The 17,313-nt window shown below is 73.6% G+C and carries 14 protein-coding genes; 1 reads left to right on the top strand and 13 read right to left on the bottom strand.

What is annotated here, in order from left to right:
- Positions 1-161 precede the first annotated feature (161 nt).
- From AB0442_RS32675 to rsmH, 13 genes are all read right to left on the bottom strand, one after another.
- Entirely contained in the window at positions 162-950 is a 789-nt protein-coding gene (locus AB0442_RS32675) for a YggS family pyridoxal phosphate-dependent enzyme (RefSeq protein WP_344627429.1), read from the bottom strand.
- Positions 947-1,681: a peptidoglycan editing factor PgeF gene (gene pgeF, locus AB0442_RS32680; protein WP_366167239.1), complete on the bottom strand. Its 735-nt coding sequence runs from the start codon at positions 1,679-1,681 to the stop codon at positions 947-949. The genes AB0442_RS32675 and pgeF overlap by 4 nt, the downstream gene beginning before the upstream one ends.
- Positions 1,682-1,692: 11 nt before the next feature.
- Positions 1,693-2,907, bottom strand: coding sequence for a cell division protein FtsZ (ftsZ, locus tag AB0442_RS32685; RefSeq protein ID WP_366167241.1), 1,215 nt, complete (start codon positions 2,905-2,907; stop codon positions 1,693-1,695).
- Between the two features lie 365 nt (positions 2,908-3,272).
- On the bottom strand, positions 3,273-4,025 hold the full coding sequence (locus tag AB0442_RS32690; protein ID WP_366167243.1) for an FtsQ-type POTRA domain-containing protein: 753 nt from the start codon (positions 4,023-4,025) through the stop codon (positions 3,273-3,275).
- Positions 4,018-5,124 carry an undecaprenyldiphospho-muramoylpentapeptide beta-N-acetylglucosaminyltransferase gene (murG, locus tag AB0442_RS32695; protein ID WP_344627425.1) on the bottom strand — a complete coding sequence of 369 codons (1,107 nt, stop codon included), beginning with the start codon at positions 5,122-5,124 and terminating at the stop codon, positions 4,018-4,020. The genes AB0442_RS32690 and murG overlap by 8 nt, the downstream gene beginning before the upstream one ends.
- Positions 5,125-5,130: 6 nt before the next feature.
- A complete protein-coding gene (ftsW, locus tag AB0442_RS32700) occupies positions 5,131-6,435 on the bottom strand; it encodes a putative lipid II flippase FtsW (protein ID WP_366167269.1) in 1,305 nt (434 codons plus the stop codon).
- Positions 6,436-6,564: 129 nt separating this feature from the next.
- The gene (gene murD / locus AB0442_RS32705; protein WP_366167245.1) at positions 6,565-7,992 is read right to left on the bottom strand and encodes a UDP-N-acetylmuramoyl-L-alanine--D-glutamate ligase; all 1,428 of its coding nucleotides are present in this window, start codon (positions 7,990-7,992) and stop codon (positions 6,565-6,567) included.
- Positions 7,989-9,050 carry a phospho-N-acetylmuramoyl-pentapeptide-transferase gene (mraY, locus tag AB0442_RS32710; protein ID WP_363548505.1) on the bottom strand — a complete coding sequence of 354 codons (1,062 nt, stop codon included), beginning with the start codon at positions 9,048-9,050 and terminating at the stop codon, positions 7,989-7,991. The genes murD and mraY overlap by 4 nt, the downstream gene beginning before the upstream one ends.
- Entirely contained in the window at positions 9,047-10,450 is a 1,404-nt protein-coding gene (murF, locus tag AB0442_RS32715; protein ID WP_366167248.1) for a UDP-N-acetylmuramoyl-tripeptide--D-alanyl-D-alanine ligase, read from the bottom strand. The genes mraY and murF overlap by 4 nt, the downstream gene beginning before the upstream one ends.
- Positions 10,447-12,024, bottom strand: coding sequence for a UDP-N-acetylmuramoyl-L-alanyl-D-glutamate--2,6-diaminopimelate ligase (locus AB0442_RS32720; protein WP_366167270.1), 1,578 nt, complete (start codon positions 12,022-12,024; stop codon positions 10,447-10,449). Before AB0442_RS32720 ends, murF begins: the two co-directional genes overlap by 4 nt.
- Before the next feature lie 131 nt (positions 12,025-12,155).
- Positions 12,156-14,270: a penicillin-binding protein 2 gene (locus tag AB0442_RS32725; protein ID WP_366167250.1), complete on the bottom strand. Its 2,115-nt coding sequence runs from the start codon at positions 14,268-14,270 to the stop codon at positions 12,156-12,158.
- The gene (locus tag AB0442_RS32730; RefSeq protein WP_366167252.1) at positions 14,267-14,722 is read right to left on the bottom strand and encodes a cell division protein FtsL; all 456 of its coding nucleotides are present in this window, start codon (positions 14,720-14,722) and stop codon (positions 14,267-14,269) included. The genes AB0442_RS32725 and AB0442_RS32730 overlap by 4 nt, the downstream gene beginning before the upstream one ends.
- 193 nt (positions 14,723-14,915) lie before the next feature.
- Positions 14,916-15,884 (bottom strand): 16S rRNA (cytosine(1402)-N(4))-methyltransferase RsmH, encoded by a 969-nt coding sequence (rsmH, locus tag AB0442_RS32735; RefSeq protein ID WP_344628011.1) that lies wholly within the window; start codon positions 15,882-15,884, stop codon positions 14,916-14,918.
- A 534-nt stretch (positions 15,885-16,418) separates the two neighbouring features.
- Here rsmH and AB0442_RS32740 point away from each other — a divergent pair.
- Positions 16,419-16,958 carry a carbonic anhydrase gene (locus AB0442_RS32740; protein WP_344628012.1) on the top strand — a complete coding sequence of 180 codons (540 nt, stop codon included), beginning with the start codon at positions 16,419-16,421 and terminating at the stop codon, positions 16,956-16,958.
- The last annotated feature ends 355 nt before the right edge of the window (positions 16,959-17,313 follow it).

A 17,313-nucleotide genomic window follows, 5' to 3' on the forward strand; every position in this document is an offset into this window, starting at 1 on the left:
GCCTGCGGTCCCCGCAGAGGTCCGGGCTCGCCGGACCGACGGCCCGTCAGACCGTGAGGATTCTGCGGAGATGCGATCCACGAAGTTTTCGCTAGCGCGCTGGAACTGCTGCTAGGTTCTGTCCTGTTTTGTCCTGCAGTCTGATCTACTACCCGGTGACGTTACCCGAGCGGTGACCGCACGCCGAGTACCGCCGTACCGACGCGTACATGTGTCGCTCCGGCCGCCACGGCCTGCTCCAGATCCCCGCTCATGCCTGCGGACACCATCGTGGCAGTCGGATGGCTCGCCCGTACGGCGCTTGAGATTTCCGCGAGTCTGGCGAAGGCGGCGGCCGGATCGCCGGCCAGCGGGCCGGCCAGCGGAGCGACCGTCATCAGGCCGTCGAGCCTGAGGCCCGGTGCGGCGGCGATCAGGTCGGCGAGCGCCTCCACCTCGGACGGCGCCACCCCGGCGCGGTGCGCGCCCTCCCCGGCCTCCTTGTCGAGGGCCACCTGCACCAGGCAACCGAGGGGCGCGCGTCCGGAGTTGAGCACCCCGGCGGAGAGCGACTCCACCAGCCGCGGGCGGTCCACGGAGTGCACCAGGTCGGCGTAGCGGACCACCGAGCGGACCTTGTTGGTCTGCAACTGGCCGACGAAGTGCCAGGTCAGCGGCAGGTTCACGCACTGCTCGGCCTTGGGGGCGGCGTCCTGGTCGCGGTTCTCGGCCACGTCGGTGACCCCGAGTCCGGCGAGCAGCGCGGTGTCCTCGGCCGGGTAGGTCTTGGTGACCACGACCAGGGTGACCTCGTCGCGGGCGCGGCCCGCGGCCGAGCAGGCGTCCGCGATCCGCTTCTCGACCACGTCGAGGTTGGCGCCGAGCTGCTCGTACCGCTCGCGCTGCCGCGCGTCGAGGGCCGCGGAGAAGTCGGCGCCGCCCGGGAACGGTCCGTAGATGTCGTTCGTCATGAGTCTTCGGGGCCCAACCAGACGTAGCTCGCGAGCCGGCCCGTCCGCTGCTCGCGGCGGTAGGAGTAGTGGTCGTCGGACTCGAGGGTGCAGACGTCGGAGCGCACCACGTCGGTGACGCCCGCCTCGGCGAGCTGGGCGGCGACGCCGGCGGCGACGTCCAGCGCGGGCGTGCCCCAGGAGGTCTCGGCGTACGCGGCGGGCACCACCCGGGCGACCTCGGCACGCAGGTCGGCGGGCACCTCGTAGCAGCGCCCGCAGACGGCGGGGCCGAGCACGGCGGTGATCCGCGCCGGGTCGGCGCCGAGCTCCGTCATGGCCCGCACGGCGGCGGGCACGACGCCCGCGGCCAGGCCCGGCCGGCCGGCGTGGGCCGCGCCGACGACGCCGGCCGCCCGGTCGGCCAGCAGCACGGGCGTGCAGTCGGCGGTGAGCACGGCGAGGGCGAGCGGGCGGTCGGTGACCACCGCGTCGACGGTGGGGGCCTGCCCGTCGGGCTGGCGCTGCGTCACCACGGAGACTTCCGCGCCGTGCACCTGGTTCATCCAGACCACGTCGGCCGGGTCGAGGCCGAGCTGCCGGGCGGCGATCTCCCGGTTGCGCCGGACGGCGGCCGGGTCGTCCCCGACCGCGCCGCCGAGGTTCAGCTCCCCGTACGGCGAGGTGCTCACCCCGCCCCACCGGGTGGTGGAGGCGAAGTGAGCACCCTGTCGACTGATGTGAGGAATCACGTGCGAGACGTCTACTTCAGGAAGTCGGGCACGTCGAGCTCCTCGGCGGGGCTCTCCACGTACGGCTGGCGGGCGGGCTGCACCTGCGGCGGCACCGGCGGGACGGCCGGGGTGATCCGGGCCGGCACGTCTGCGGGGCGGTCGGAGTCGTCCGAACGGGAGGTCACCGAGCCGATCCCGTAGGAGGGCCGGGTGGCCGGACGCTCCGGGGCCGCCGCGGGCGCGGTGGAGGAGGGCGAGGACGCCTTGACCACCGGCTCGCGGACGATCGCCGGCGGCTGGCCGCCGTCGAAGCCGGCCGCGATGACGGTGACCCGGACCTCGTCGCCGAGCGCGTCGTCGATGACGGCGCCGAAGATGATGTTGGCCTCGGGGTGGGCGGCCTCGCTGACCAGCTGGGCGGCCTCGTTGATCTCGAACAGGCCGAGGTCGGAGCCGCCGGAGATGGAGAGCAGCACGCCGCGGGCGCCGTCGATGGAGGCCTCCAGCAGCGGCGAGGAGATCGCCATCACGGCGGCCGCCTTGGCGCGGTCCTCGCCGCGGGCGGAGCCGATGCCCATCAGGGCGGAGCCGGCGTCCGACATGACCGACTTGACGTCGGCGAAGTCGAGGTTGATCAGGCCGGGGGTGGTGATCAGGTCGGTGATGCCCTGGACACCGGAGAGCAGCACCTGGTCGGCGGAGCGGAAGGCGTCCAGCACGCTCACCTGGCGGTCCGAGATGGACAGCAGGCGGTCGTTGGGGATGACGATGAGGGTGTCGACCTGCTCGCGCAGGGAGGCGATGCCGTCCTCGGCCTGGTTGGCGCGGCGGCGGCCCTCGAAGGTGAACGGGCGGGTGACCACGCCGATGGTGAGCGCGCCGAGCGAGCGGGCGATGTTGGCCACGACGGGCGCGCCGCCGGTGCCGGTGCCGCCGCCCTCGCCGGCGGTGACGAAGACCATGTCGGCCCCCTTGAGGACCTCCTCGATCTCCTCGCGGTGGTCCTCGGCGGCCTTCCGGCCGACCTCGGGGTTGGCGCCGGCGCCGAGGCCCCGGGTGAGTTCACGGCCCACGTCGAGCTTCACGTCGGCGTCGCTCATGAGGAGGGCCTGCGCATCGGTGTTGATCGCGATGAACTCGACGCCCTTGAGCCCGACCTCGATCATCCGGTTGATGGCGTTGACACCACCGCCGCCGATTCCGACGACCTTGATGACTGCGAGGTAGTTCTGGGGTGCTGCCACGTCGAAGGCCTCTCGCCTCGAATTTCCGGGTCGGCTCCCCTTGTCGCGAAGGCCGACGGATGTCGATGGGTGGGAAGCGCGCGCTTTCGGTGCTGGTATGTCCGAAATGCCGACCGCCGACCCGAACCCTAAACTTGAGGTTTAGGGTTGTAACTGCGGCTGTGTCACTTCACCGTTGGACACAGCCCGGTGACACAGGACAGTAGGTCGCATCCGGTCGGTGTTCAACGAACAACGCCGAGCTTCCCGTTTTTCTTTTGAGCCTATGTGATCATCGACTCCCCGGCGAAACCGGGGTGACCACCAAGGGTCGGACCGGAGCCTCGGCGCCGTCAATACCGCCCCTTGAGGAAGAACTTACCGGATCATCCAGACACGGCCGGGGCATCCGGGGCACTCACGTCGTAATTGGCGGCTTTCCGACCGAGCAGTGCGGCCAGCACCCGGGCCTTGCGCTCCGTCCGCTCCGGGCTCCCCCAGCGCACCGTCGCCCCGCCCGCCAGCTGCAGCCGGATGTCGTCGTAGCTGTGCACCTGCACCGCCCCGGCCTTCCCGGCCAGTTCGGCGGGCAGCCCGGCCGCGACGGTGATCGCCGCCCGCACCAGGGCCGGCCGGTCGAAGAGGTCCAGCGCGTCGTTCGCCTGCTGACCGAGCTGCAGGTCCACCACCGGCACCCCGGCCGGGGCGGCCGCCTCGGTGGCGAAGGTGAAACCCCCCGCGTCCACCTGCGCGAACTTCCCGTCGTCGGTGCGGACGGAGGCCACCGCCCGACGCTCCGTCACCTTGACCCGCAGGGTGTGCGGCCAGCCGCGCCACACCTCGGCCTTCGCCACCCGGGGCAGCGCCTCCACCCGCTTGCGGGCCTCGTCGAGGTCGACCCGGGCGAGCGGCCCCTGCCGCAGCCCGCCGAGCGCCGACGCCACCTCGCCCCGGCCGAGCTTCCCGCTGTCCAGGCCCTGGACGGCGACGGCGCGCACGTCCAGGGCCGAGGAGAGGAACACCGTCCAGCCGAGCAGGCCGGCCACCAGCGCGCCGAGCACGCACAGCACCGCGATCCCCCGCCGGGAGAGCCGCAGCCTGGTGGCCGGCGCGGGCGCCGGGTCGGCGGGGTCAGCCACGGCGGCGGCCGCCTCTGGACGCCTCGATCGCCTCGTAGACCATGCGGACCAGCAGCTCGTCCGCGTCCCGGCGGCCGAACTCGGCGGCCGAGCGGCTCATGTCCCACAGCCGCGCCGGGTCGGTGAGCACCGGCAGCACGTTCTGCAGCACCCACTCCGGGGTGAGTTCGGCGTCGTCGACCAGCAGGCCGCCGCCGGCCTTGACCATCGGCTGGGCGTTCAGCCGCTGCTCGCCGTTGCCGATCGGCAGCGGGACGAAGGCGGCCGGCAGGCCGACCGCCGCCAGCTCCGCGACGGTCATCGCGCCGGCCCGGCAGAGCATCATGTCGGCCGCGGCGTACGCCAGGTCCATCCGGTCCACGTACGGCACCGGCCGGTACGGCGGCATGCCGGGGATGTCGTCGACCACCGGCAGCTCGTTCTTCGGGCCGACCGCGTGCAGGATCTGCACCCCGTACTGCTGCAGGCGCGGGGCGATCGCCTGGACGGTCTCGTTCAGCCGGCGGGCGCCCTGCGAGCCGCCGGAGACCAGCAGGGTGGGCAGCCGCTGGTCGAGGCCGAAGTAGTGCCGGGCCTCCGGGCGGACGGCGTTGCGGTCCAGCGTCGCGATGGTGCGGCGGAGCGGGATGCCGATGTACCGGGAGTCGCGGAGCTTGGAGTCCGGGGTGGAGACGGCGACGAAGTCGGTGTAGCGCGCACCGATCTTGTTGGCCAGGCCCGGGCGGGCGTTGGCCTCGTGGACGACGATCGGCACGCCGGCCCGCTTGGCGGCGAAGTAGGCGGGCATCGCGACGTAGCCGCCGAAGCCGACCACCACGTCCGCGTTGACCCGCTCGATGACGTCCTGGGCGGCGCGCACGGTGCCCCGCAGCCGGCCCGGGACGGTGATCAGCTCCGGGGTGGGCTTGCGGGGCAGCGGCACGGCGGGGATCAGCGCCAGCTCGTAGCCGCGTTCGGGCACCAGCCGGGTCTCCAGGCCTCGCTCGGTGCCGAGGGCGGTGATCCCGACGGACGGGTCGTGCCTGCGGAGCGCGTCCGCGAGCGCCAAGGCCGGCTCGATGTGACCGGCGGTCCCGCCGCCGGCGAGTACGACATGCACCGAAATTCACCGCTCCCTGCGCGCCGGACGTGCGGCCGGCTTGCGCGCTGTGGTTCGTCGTCGTGGCACCACCCTGGCCAGGAACGTCCCGGCCCGGGTGGGGTTCCGGGCGGCCAGGGCCGCCTTCGCCCCCGGGGTGCTGCGCGCGAAGCTGACCAGCACGCCGACGGCGCACAGGGCCGACAGCATGGCGGACCCGCCGTAGGAGAACAGCGGGAGCGGGACGCCCGCGATGGGCAGGAGTCCCAGTGCCGACCCCAGGTTGACCATGGCCTGCGCCATGATCCACGTGGTGGCGGCTCCCGCGGCGTACCTGACGAAGAAGTCCTTCGTGCCGATGGCCACACGGATACCCGCGTAGCCTAGTGCCGCGAAGAGACCGAGCACCGACAGCGTCCCCACCAGACCGAGTTCCTCGCCGGTGGCGGCGAAGATGAAGTCGGTGTGGGCCTCCGGCAGCTGGCCCCACTTCTCGACGCCCGCGCCGAGGCCGGAGCCGAACGGGCCGCCGGCGGCGAAGGCGTAGAGGCCGTGCAGGGCCTGGAAGCAGTTGATGTTCGGGTCCGGCTTGGTGACGCCGATGCAGGCCAGCCGGTCGAGCCGGTGCGGCACCGTGATGATCAGCGCGGTGCAGGCGACCACGGCGATGCCGAGGGTCGCGGCGAACAGCCGCAGCGGGGCGCCGACCATCCAGAGCAGGCCGAAGAGCATCGCCACCAGCACCATGGTGGTGCCCATGTCGCCGCCCAGCATGATCAGCATCATCAGCAGCACGGTGCCGGGCACCAGCGGGACGAGCAGGTGCTTCCACTGGTCGAGGGTGTGGGTGCGGTGCTTGCGGGCGAGCAGGTCCGCACCCCAGAGGACCAGGGCGAGTTTGGCGAACTCGGAGGGCTGGACCTGGAAGAAGCCGAAGCTCAGCCAGTTCCGGTTGCCGTTGACCATCACGCCGACGCCGGGGATCGCCACCAGGAGCATGCCGGCGATCACGGCCAGCAGCAGCGGGTAGGCGAGCAGTCTCAGCGCCTTGACCGGGGTGCGGGCGAGCAGCACCAGCATGACGGTGCCGAGCATGGTGGCGACCAGCTGCTTGCGGAAGAAGAACGTGATCGGCAGGTGGTGCTCCATGACCAGGATCTGGGACGAGGAGAACACCATGACCAGGCCGAGCACCACCAGCAGCATGGTGGAGCCGAGGATCAGGTAGTACGGGGTGAGCGGACGTTCCAGCATCCAGCGCACCCGGGCGCGCAGGGCGCGGAGCCGGGTGACGGGGGTGGCGGCCTTGAAGGTGGTGGTGGTCGCCGAGATCAGCTGGAGGCGGGCGGAGCCGCGCTCCGGTGGGGCGGCCGTTCCCGCCTTGCCCTCACCGGACACCTGCTCCCCCTGTCTCTTCCGCGCTCGGGCCGGACGGCCGCTGGTGCCGTCCGGCCTGTCCCGCTATTCCATCAGGTCCAGGACCGCGGCGGCGAAGAGGTCGCCGCGTTCGCCGTAGTTGGTGAACATGTCCATCGAGGCGCAGGCGGGCGCCAGCAGGACGGTGTCCCCGGGCTTCGCCAGCGAGGCCGCCGTCCGGACGACGTCGGCCATCGCCTCGGCGCCAGTCTGTCCCGCGGCGGCTTCGACGACGGGGACATCCGGGGCGTGTCGCAGCAGCGCCTCGCGGATCAGGCCGCGGTCCTGGCCGATCAGCACGGCCGCCCGCAGGCGGTCGGCGGCGGCCGCGACGAGCTCGTCGAAGGTGGCGCCCTTGGCGAGTCCGCCGGCGATCCAGACCACCGGTTCGTACGCGGCGAGCGAGGCCGCCGCGGCGTGGGTGTTGGTGGCCTTGGAGTCGTCGACGTAGGTGACCTCGTCCACCACCGCGACCCGGGCGATCCGGTGCGCGTCGGGGCGGAAGGCGCGCAGGCCGTCGCGGACGGCCTTGGCGTCCACGCCGTAGGCGCGGGCGAGGGCGGCCGCGGCGAGCGCGTTGGCGACGTTGTGCGGGGCGGCCGGCACGACGTCGGAGACGGCGCCGATCTCGGCCGCGTTGTTGGCCCGGTCCTCGACGAAGGCGCGGTCGACGAGCAGGCCGTCGACGACGCCGAGGTTCGACGGGCCCGGGGCGTCGAGCCCGAAGCCGATCGCCCGGCAGCCCTCCTCGACGTCGGCCTCGCGGACCAGCGCCTCGGTGGCCGGGTCGGCCAGGTTGTAGACGCAGGCGACCTCGTTGCCCTCGTAGATGCGGCCCTTGTCGGCGGCGTACGCCTCCATCGACCCGTGCCAGTCGAGGTGGTCGGGGGCCAGGTTGAGGACGGCCGCCGAGTGCGGGCGCAGCGAGGGCGCCCAGTGCAGCTGGTAGCTGGAGAGTTCGACGGCGAGGACGTCGTAGGGCTCCTCGGCGAGCACCGCGTCCAGGACGGAGACGCCGACGTTGCCGACGGCGGCCGTCCGCGCGCCCGCCGCGGTGAGGATCGAGGCGAGCATCTGGACGGTGGTGGTCTTGCCGTTGGTGCCGGTGACGGCCAGCCAGGGGGCGGGCTCTCCGGTCGCCGGGTGCGGGCGGCGCAGCCGCCAGGCGAGTTCGACGTCGCCCCAGACGGGGACGCCGGCCTGCTCGGCGGCGGCGAACAGCGGGCTGTTCGGCGGCCAGCCGGGCGAGGTGACGATCAGTTCGGTGCCCTCGGGGAGGGTGTCGCCGTCGCCGAGGCGGACGGCGATGCCGGTGAGGTCGGCGGCCTTGGCGCGCAGTGCGGGGCCGTCGCCGCCGTCGACGACGGTGACCTCGGCGCCGAGGTCGCGCAGCACCCGGGCGGCGCTGACGCCGGACAGGCCGAGGCCCGCCACGACGGTCCTCAGGCCGTTCCAGTCGGGGTTGTCCGTCATCCGGCCACCCATCCTGCGTAGAAGAGTCCGAGGCCGACCGCGACGCACAGGCCCTGGATGATCCAGAAGCGGACGACGATGAGCACCTCGCTCCAGCCCTTGAGCTCGAAGTGGTGCTGGAGCGGCGCCATCTTGAAGACGCGCTTGCCGGTCATCCGGAACGAGCCGACCTGGATGATCACGGACAGGGTGATGATCACGAACAGGCCGCCGAGCAGGGCCAGCAGCAGTTCGGTGCGGGAGCAGATGGCGAGGCCGGCGAGGGCGCCGCCGAGGGCGAGCGAGCCGGTGTCACCCATGAAGATCTTGGCGGGCGAGGTGTTCCACCACAGGAAGCCGAAGCAGGAGCCCATCAGGGCGGAGGCGACGACGGCGAGGTCCAGCGGGTCGCGGACGTCGTAGCAGTTCGCGGTGGCGGTGATCATGTGGGCGCAGGTCTGGCCGTACTGCCAGACGCCGATGAAGACGTAGGCGCCGAAGACCATCACCGAGGCGCCGGTGGCGAGGCCGTCGAGGCCGTCGGTGAGGTTCACGCCGTTCGACATCGCGGCGATCATGAAGTAGGCCCAGATGACGAAGAGCACCGGGCCGATGGACCACTTGAAGTCGTTGACGAACGACAGGTGGGTGGAGGCGGGCGTCTGGTTGCGGCTGTCGGCGAACTGCATCGACAGGACGGCGAACGCGAGGCCCACGAAGGACTGGCCGAACAGCTTCGCCTTGGCCCGCAGGCCGAGGGAGCGGCGCTTGACCACCTTGATGTAGTCGTCGAGGAAGCCGACCAGGCCCAGACCCACTGTCAGGAACAGCACCAGCAGGCCGGAAGCCGTGGGCGACTCGCCCGTTATCGCCTTGGTGGCGAAGTAGGCGATCAGCGTCGCCAGGATGAACGCGATGCCGCCCATGGTGGGGGTGCCGCGCTTGCTGTGGTGGGCCTTGGGGCCGTCGTCGCGGATGTACTGGCCGTAGCCGTGCCGGGCCAGCAGCTTGATCAGGGCGGGCGTGCCCAGCAGCGACAGGATCAGGCCGATGCCGCCGGAGAAGAGGATCTGCTTCACTGAGCGGCCCCATCGGCGAGCAGGGCCTCGGCGACCTTCTCCAGGCCGGCCGAACGGGAGGCCTTCACCAGCACCACGTCCCCAGGCTGCAGCTGACTGCGCAGCAGCTCGATCGCCGCGTCCGCGTCGGACACCAGCACCGACTCCTCACCCCACGAACCTTCGTTCCTCGCGCCGAGTTCCATGCAGGCCGCCTCGCGTCCGCCCACCGCCACCAGCTTGGTGACGTCGAGCCGGACGGCGAGCCGCCCGATGGCGTCGTGCTCGTCGAGGCTGTCCTCGCCGAGCTCCCGCATCTCCCCGAGCACCGCGAAGGTGCGGCGGCGCTCCGGGCCGCGGCCGGCCATCGACACCAGCGCCCTGAGCGCGGCCCGCATCGAGTCGGGGTTCGCGTTGTAGGCGTCGTTGACGACGGTGACACCGTCGGCCCGGTCGACGACCTCCATGCGCCAGCGGGACAGCGCACCCGCCTCGCTGAGCGCTTCGGCGGTGTCGTCGACGGGCATCCCGAGCTCCACCGCCACCGCTGCGGCGGCGAGGGCGTTCGAGACGTGGTGCTCACCGTACAGGCGCAGGTTCACGGGTGCGGAACCGGCCGGGGTGATGAGCGTGAAGGACGGCCGGCCGGTGGCGTCCAGGCGAACGTCGGCTGCACGGACGTGGGCGTCCCGGCTCTCGCCGAACAGCACGACGCGGCCCTTGGTCCGGCTCGCCATCGCCCGCACCAGCGGGTCGTCGGCGTTGAGGACGGCGACGCCGTCGGCGCCGAGCGCCTCGACGATCTCGCCCTTGGCCTGCGCGATGCCCTCCTTGGAGCCGAACTCGCCGACGTGGGCGCTGCCGACGTTGAGGACGATCGCGATGCTGGGCGGGGTGATGCCGGTCAGGTACTCGATGTCGCCCTTGTGCCGGGCGCCCATCTCCAGCACCAGGTGCTTGGTGCCCGGTTCGACCCGCAGGGCCGTCATCGGGTGCCCGATCTCGTTGTTGAGGTTGCCGGGCGGGTAGACGGTCTCGCCGCGGCGCTGCAGCACCTGGGCGATGAGGTCCTTGGTGCTGGTCTTGCCGGAGGAGCCGGTGAGGGCGACCACGGCGGTGCCGGTGGCGCGCTCCACGACGGCGCGGGCGAGCCGGCCGAGGGCCGCCACCACGTCGTCCACCAGGATCGCGGGCACGCCGACCTGACGGGAGGCCAGCACCGCGACGGCACCGCCGTCGACCGCCCCGGCGGCGTAGTCGTGGCCGTCCACGTGCTCGCCGGCCACCGCGACGAACAGGCCGCCCGGCTGCACCTGGCGGGAGTCCACCACGACCGGTCCGGTCACCAGGGCCTCGGGGTCGGCGCCGTCGAGCGTGCCGCCGACCGCCGCGGCGGCCTCGGCCAGGGTCAGTGCGATCACGGCTGCTCTCCTTCGGGGGCCTGCTCGGGGCGGGCGGGGGCCTGCTGGGTGCGGACGGTCCGCGCGATGGCCTCGCGCAGTTCCTCGCGGTCGTCGAACGGGCGGACCTCGCCCTTCGCGTACTGGCCGACCTCGTGGCCCTTGCCGGCCACCAGGACGGTGTCCCCGGCGTGCGCCCGGGCGACGGCGTGCAGGATCGCCTCGGCGCGGTCCGGGACGACCAGCACCTCGCCGCGCTCCTGCTCGGGCACCTCGGCGGCGCCGGCGAGCATCGCGGTGAGGATCGCCAGCGGGTCCTCGGAGCGCGGGTTGTCACTGGTGAGCACGGCGGTGTCGGCGATCCGCGCGGCGATCGCGCCCATCGGGCCGCGCTTGAACGGGTCGCGGTCGCCGCCGCAGCCGACGACGACGTGCAGCCGGCCCTTGGTGACCTCGCGCAGCGACTCCAGGACGGCCTGCAGGGCGTCCGGCTTGTGCGCGTAGTCGACCACGGCGACGTACGGCTGGCCGGCGTCGACCCGCTCCAGGCGGCCGGGCACGCCGGTCGAGGCGGCGACCCCGGCGGCCGCGGCGTGCAGCGGCACGCCGGCGGTGACCAGGGCGGTGATCGCGCCGAGGGCGTTGGCCACGTTGAACGGGCCGGGCAGCGGCACCGAGGCGTCCGCGGCGGCGCCGTCCGGGCCGACCACGCGGAAGGTCGAGCCGGCCGGGCCGAGCTGGACGTCCACGGCCCGCCAGTCGGCGGCCGGGTCGCCCTTCGCGGAGAAGGTCACCACCGGGATCGGCGCCTCGGCGGCCAGCCGGCGGCCGTAGGCGTCGTCGAAGTTGGCCACCCCGCGGCGGGCCTTGTCGGTCTGGAAGAGCCGGGCCTTGGCCCGGTAGTAGTCCTCCATGTCCGGGTGGAAGTCGAGGTGCTCGGGCGTGAGGTTGTTGAACAGCGCGACGTCGTACATCACGCCGTCGACCCGTCCGAAGACCAGCGCGTGGCTGGAGACCTCCATGACGACGGCGGCCGCGCCGCGCTCGCGCATCACCGCGAGGACGGCGTGCAGGTCGGTGGACTCGGGGGTGGTGCGCTCGCTCTTGATCCGCTCGCTGCCGACCCGCATCTCGACGGTGCCGATCACGCCGGGCAGCAGGTCGCCGCCGCGCAGGCCGGCCTCGACCAGGTACGAGGTGGTGGTCTTGCCGTTGGTGCCGGTCAGGCCGATCATCAGCAGCTGCTCGCTGGGGCGCCCGTACACGGCGGCGGCGAGGTGGCCCATGGCGCCGCGGACGTTGTCCACGACCAGCAGCGGGGCGCCGGCCCCGCGGGCGAGCTCGGCGCCGGCCGGGTCGGTCAGCACGGCGACGGCGCCCGCCGCCACCGCCTGTCCGGCGAAGGCGGCGCCGTGGTGGTTGGCACCGGGGAAGGCCACGTACACGTCGCCGGGGCGCACCGCCCGGGAGTCGTGGGTGATGCCGGTGACCCCGGTGTCCTCCGCGCCCTCGGCGGGCGCCAGGCCCAGCTGTCGGGCGACCTCGGCGAGCGGCAGCGCCGCCGGGCTGGAGGGGCGGGGCGGGCTCGCGGAGATTTGATCGGGTTTCGGCACGGCGGGCAGGGTATCGGCCGAAGGGCCTCCAGGGCCAAACCGGGCGGGGGTGCCCCCGTCGTTCCGCTCCGCCGGGCGCGGATCGCTGCTGCGGTGGTCGGGGGCGTCGTCCATCAGGGCTTCCAGTCGACGGGCAGGTTCGGCGCCTCGCTGCCGCTCGGCGCGACCCGCAGGGTCTTCAGGGCGAACTCCATCACCTGCTTGAACACCGGGCCGCACAGCTGGCCGCCGAAGTGGCCGTTGACCGGGTCCTGGATCACGCAGGAGACCGTGACCCGGGGCTGGTCGGCCGGCGCGAAGCCGATGAAGGAGGCGGTGTACCCGGAGTACCGGCCGGTCTTCGGGTCCACGCGGTTGGCGGTGCCGGTCTTGCCGGCGACACGGTAGCCGGGGATCGCCGCCTTGGTGCCGGTGCCCTGCTCGTCGGTGACGACGGACTCCAGCATCTCGGTGAGCGTCTTCGCGGTCGCCTCGCTGACCACCCGGGTCTGCGCGCCCGGCGGGGTCGGGGTGTAGCGGCCGTCCGGGCCGGTGGTGCCCATGACCAGGCTCGGCGCGACCCGCACCCCGCCGTTGGCGATGGTGGAGAACACCGAGGTGGCCTGCAGGGCGTTGACCGACAGGCCCTGCCCGAACGGGATGGTGTACTGCTGCGAGCCCTTCCAGTCCTCCGGCTTGGCGAGGATGCCGCGGGTCTCGCCGGGGAAGCCGAGGCCGCTGGGCTGCCCGATCCCGAACTTCTGCAGGTAGCCGCCGAGCACCTTGTTGGCCGCGGCCTGGTCCTTGCCCAGGTGCTCGGCGGCCTCGATGGTGCCGATGTTGGAGGACTTGGCGAGCACGCCGGCCAGCGTCAGGTACCAGGTCTCGTGGTCGACGTCGTCGTGGAAGACCCGGTCGGAGCGCTGCAGCGTGTTGGGCACGGTGACGTGGGTGTCCCAGCTCGCGGTGCCGGTGTCCAGCACCGCGGCCATGGTCATCAGCTTGGCGGTGGAGCCGGGCTCGTACGCGTCCTGGACGGCGGCGTTGCCGAGCTGCTCGGGCCGGGCCGAGGCGAGCTTGTTCGGGTCCAGGCCGGGCGAGGTGGCCATCGCGAGGACCCGGCCGGTCTTCACGTCCTGGACGACGACGTAGCCCTTCTCCGCCCCGGCGTTGGCGACCTGGTCGGTGATGGCCCGCTGGGCCGCCCACTGGATGTCCTTGTCGACGGTCAGCCGCAGGTCGGTGCCGGGCACCGGGGCCTGCATGCCGCCGCCGGAGCCGGGCACGATCCGCCCGCCGACCGAGGCGTAGGTGGAGCGGCCGTCCACGCCCGCGAGGTCCTTCTGGAACTGCAGCTCCAGGCCGCCGGTGCCGGTGCCCTCGGCGTTGACGAAGCCGACCAGGTTGCCGGCGAGGTCGCCGGCCGGGTAGACCCGCCGCTTGCTGGGCGACCAGACCACCCCGGCGAGGGTGTTGGCGCAGGCGGCGTCGACCGCGGTGCGACCGCCCTTCTCCACGGGCTTGCCGAGCAGCTGCCGCTGCCCCCGGCAGGCCTTGCCGTCGGCCTGCTTGGCCAGGTCGGCGCGCAGGTCGGCGATCCTGTTCTTCGCCTCCGGGGTCTGCCGGGGCGCGAGCAGCGCGTACCGGCTCTTCGGGTTCTTCGGGTTGAGGTGCAGCAGTCCGGCGATCTTCTCCTGCGGCACGCCGAGGATCGGGGCGAGCAGCGCGGCGGCCTGCTCCGGCGCGTCCGGGACGTGGGTGGCCTCGGGGGTGAACAGCGTGGGGTCGGCGGTGATGTCGTAGGCGTCCACGGTGGTCGCCAGGACGGTGCCGTCGCTGGACGTTATCGAGCCGCGCTCCGCGGACAGCACGACCGGCACGTACTGGTTGGCGCCGGCCTCGGAGGCGAGCGCGTGCGAGTCGAGCAGCTGCAGCTGGACGAGCCGTCCGGCGAACACCGTGAAGACGACGACCAGCGCGATGCCGGCCAGCCGCAGCCGCTTGCGCGGGTCGGCGAGACGGATCATGCGCGGCTGCGGGCGGGCGGCGGGGCGCTGCGGGCGGCGGGCCGGGCGGGCGGCCCGGGGGTCGGTGCCGCGGCCGCGGTCCGGGCGCGGGGGCGTCCGGCGGGCCTGGTCGGCGGAGCGCGGGCGGGGGGTGCGGGCCCGGTCGGCGGGTTTGCGGCCGGGCTCGCCGGGGCGGTGCGGCCTGCGGTCGCCGGGGCCCTGCGGCCGGCGCGGTGTGCTCATCGTCCGCTCCCGGGGTGCGGGGCCGTCGGGGTCGCCGTGGCCGGCGGGGCGGGGGCGATCTGCACCCCGTCGTCGCCCGCGGTCGGCGAGGGGGACGCCGGCGCCGGGGCGCCGGCGGAGGGGGCCGCGGGCACGGCGGAGGCGGCAGCGGCGTCGTCGGGCCGCTTGACCGGCGGGCTGTCCTGGGCCTGGCCGGGCGTGCCGAGCACCTTGCCGTCGTCCTGCAGGAAGGCCGGGCCGCCGCCGGGCACCATGCCCAGTTCGCGGGCGCGGCGGGCCAGTGCGTCGGGGGCGGCGTTCCGGTCGATCTGCGCCTGCAGGCCCTGTTTCTCGTCGGTGAGGTCGGTGGTCTGCTTCTTCAGCCGGGACAGCTCGAAGGAGCCCTCGTTGAGGGCGGTGTTGAGCATCAGCAGGCCGAGCAGCCCGGCCGAGAGCAGCACCACGATCAGCACGGCGAACGGTGTCCGTCCGCGGACCGGCCGGGACTGCGGACGGGCGGTGATCCTCCCCCGTCCCGCCTGCCCGGGGAGCGTGCCGCTCCTCCGGGTCCGACCGCCCCGCCCGCCCGCGGGCAGCAGGGGCCCACCGCCGGCCACCGGCACCGCGCCCTCCCTCTCGCCGTTCCTCGCTCGCCGTCCGCCCCGGTCAGCGCCGGGTCGCCCTGATCCTCTCCGCCACGCGGAGCCGGACGGGCGCGGCGCGCCGGTTCTCCTCGATCTCCGCCTCGGTGGCCAGCACCGCGCCGCGGGTGTGCAGCTTCAGCCAGGGCTGGTGCTCCTCGGGCACGAACGGCAGCCCGGGCGGGGCGGTGGACGTGGCGCCGGCCTGGAAGTACTGCTTGACCAGGCGGTCCTCCAGGGACTGGTAGGACATGACCACGATCCGGCCGCCGACCGCGAGGCGTTCCAGCGCGCCGGGGATCGCCCGGTCCAGCACCTCCAGTTCCCCGTTGACCTCGATCCGCAGGGCCTGGAAGGTGCGCTTGGCCGGGTTGCCGCCGGTGCGCCGGGTCGCCGCCGGGATGGCGTTGCGTACCAATTCGACGAGACGCGCGCTGGTGGTGAACGGTTCCTTCTGCCGTTCGCGGACGATCACCGAGGCGATCTTCCCGGCGAACCGCTCCTCGCCGTAGACCTTGAGGATCCGGGCGAGGTCGCCGTGGCTGTAGGTGTTGAGGACCTCGGCGGCGCTCAGCCCGCGGGTCTGGTCCATCCGCATGTCGAGCGGGGCGTCCTGCGCGTAGGCGAAGCCGCGGTCGGCCTCGTCGAGCTGCATCGAGGAGACGCCGAGGTCGAACAGGACGCCGTGCACCTCGGGGATGCCGAGGTCGTCGAGGACCTGCGGGATCTCGTCGTACACGGCGTGCACCAGGGTGGCCCGGTCGCCGAACGGGGCCAGGCGCTCGGCGGAGAGCCGCAGCGCGGCCGGGTCGCGGTCCACCGCGACGAGCCGGGCCCCGGGGAACTGGGTGAGGATCGCCTCGCTGTGGCCGCCGAGGCCGAGGGTGGCGTCGACCACTACCGCGCCGGGGGCACCGGCCGCGGGGGCCAGGGCGTCCATGCAGCGCTGCAGCATCACGGGGACGTGCTTGGGTGCCGGACTCTCGTTGCTCATTGCGCGGTGGCGACCTTCCTCGGTGCGGCCGCCCGGGCCCGGACGGCTGGCCCCATTCTCGCCCACCGCCGGAGCGGCTCCGGCCGCCGGGCCGCGACCGCCCGCGTGCACACGGCCCGCGGTCCCCGCCCGCTCGCCTGGGGAAGGAGTGACCGCCCGGCACCGGGGAAGGTGCGCCAGGTGGCACAGGAGCGGGTGGAGGCCGCGGGCCGCGTACGGGGAGCGCCCCCTCGCCGGCCCGGGGGCGTCGGCGGGGCGCCGGGGCAGTGCTCCACTGCGCCGCCAGACTATCGCCCGCTCACGCCGAGTCAACGCTCCCCGACGGAGCGCCACCCGGGCGGCGGTACGGCTCCGCGCAGGTCACGGGTGCCGTGGGCGCGTCGGACCGGCCGGGCGCACCGTCGCGGTCCGCGCCGGGCATACCGGGCGGAACGGCGCAACCCGCCCGGCCTGCGGCGCAGCGGGGCTATGGACTCGATCACAGCCCGGGGGCGCCCGCACCACGGCGCCGGGATTCGGATTACCTTCGTCACCATGACAGTGACCCCCGACCGGCCCGTGCCGAACGCCGCTGCCAGCTCCGCCTCCGGCATCATCGACCGCTTCGTGGCGTCGAACCGCGAGTACGCGGTCGACTTCCGCGACGGCGGCATGGACGCCCGCCCCGTGCAGAAGGTCGCCGTGGTGGCGTGCATGGACGCCCGTCTCGACCTGTTCGCCGCCCTCGGCCTGGAGCTCGGCGACGCCCACATCATCCGCAACGCGGGCGGTGTCGTCACCGACGACACCATCCGCTCTCTCACCATCAGCCAGCGCGCCCTGGGCACCCGCTCGGTCGTGCTGATCCACCACACCGGCTGCGGTCTGCTCGGCCTCACCGAGGACTTCCGCCGCGAGCTGGAGGCCGAGGTCGGCCAGCGCCCGCAGTGGGCGGTGGAGGCGTTCGTGGACCTGGACGGCGACGTCCGGCAGTCCATGCAGCGGGTCCGCACCTCGCCGTTCGTGCCGCACACCGACGACGTCCGCGGCTTCGTCTTCGACGTCCACACCGGCCTGCTCCGCGAAGTCGACTGAGCCTGCCGTTCCGCGTCCGCCCCGCCCGGGGCGGACGACCCGCTCCGACCCGGCCGGCGTCGTCCGGGTCCCCTTCCCGCGCCCGGGGCTCCCGGCCCCGGGCGTCGGTGGTGCCGGGACGAACCGGGACACTGCACGCGTCTCGCCCGCCCGAGTGACTTCCGGCCGCACGACAGGGAAGAATGCCCGTGCAGGCCCGGCCCCGATCCACCGGGGCGGCCCGCCGCACGCCCACCGCCCGTGCCGCTCCTCGACGGACTCGCACGCCCGCCCGGGCGGTGCGCCATCGGTCGGCCGGCAACCTGAGCCGGCACAAGTGGTCCACATGGGAGCGAACGGGTGACGACCTACAACA

The sequence above is a fragment of the Kitasatospora sp. NPDC085895 genome, from assembly GCF_040702125.1.
GTDB classification, from domain to species: Bacteria; Actinomycetota; Actinomycetes; order Streptomycetales; family Streptomycetaceae; genus Kitasatospora; species Kitasatospora arboriphila.

Coding starts and splice junctions, on each gene's coding strand:
- AB0442_RS32725 (WP_366167250.1), bottom strand. CDS start 14,270: ATGAGCACACCGCGCCGGCCGCAGGGCCCCGGCGACCGCAGGCCGCAC.
- AB0442_RS32675 (WP_344627429.1), bottom strand. CDS start 950: ATGACGAACGACATCTACGGACCGTTCCCGGGCGGCGCCGACTTCTCC.
- AB0442_RS32740 (WP_344628012.1), top strand. CDS start 16,419: ATGACAGTGACCCCCGACCGGCCCGTGCCGAACGCCGCTGCCAGCTCC.
- rsmH (WP_344628011.1), bottom strand. CDS start 15,884: ATGAGCAACGAGAGTCCGGCACCCAAGCACGTCCCCGTGATGCTGCAG.
- murD (WP_366167245.1), bottom strand. CDS start 7,992: ATGACGGACAACCCCGACTGGAACGGCCTGAGGACCGTCGTGGCGGGC.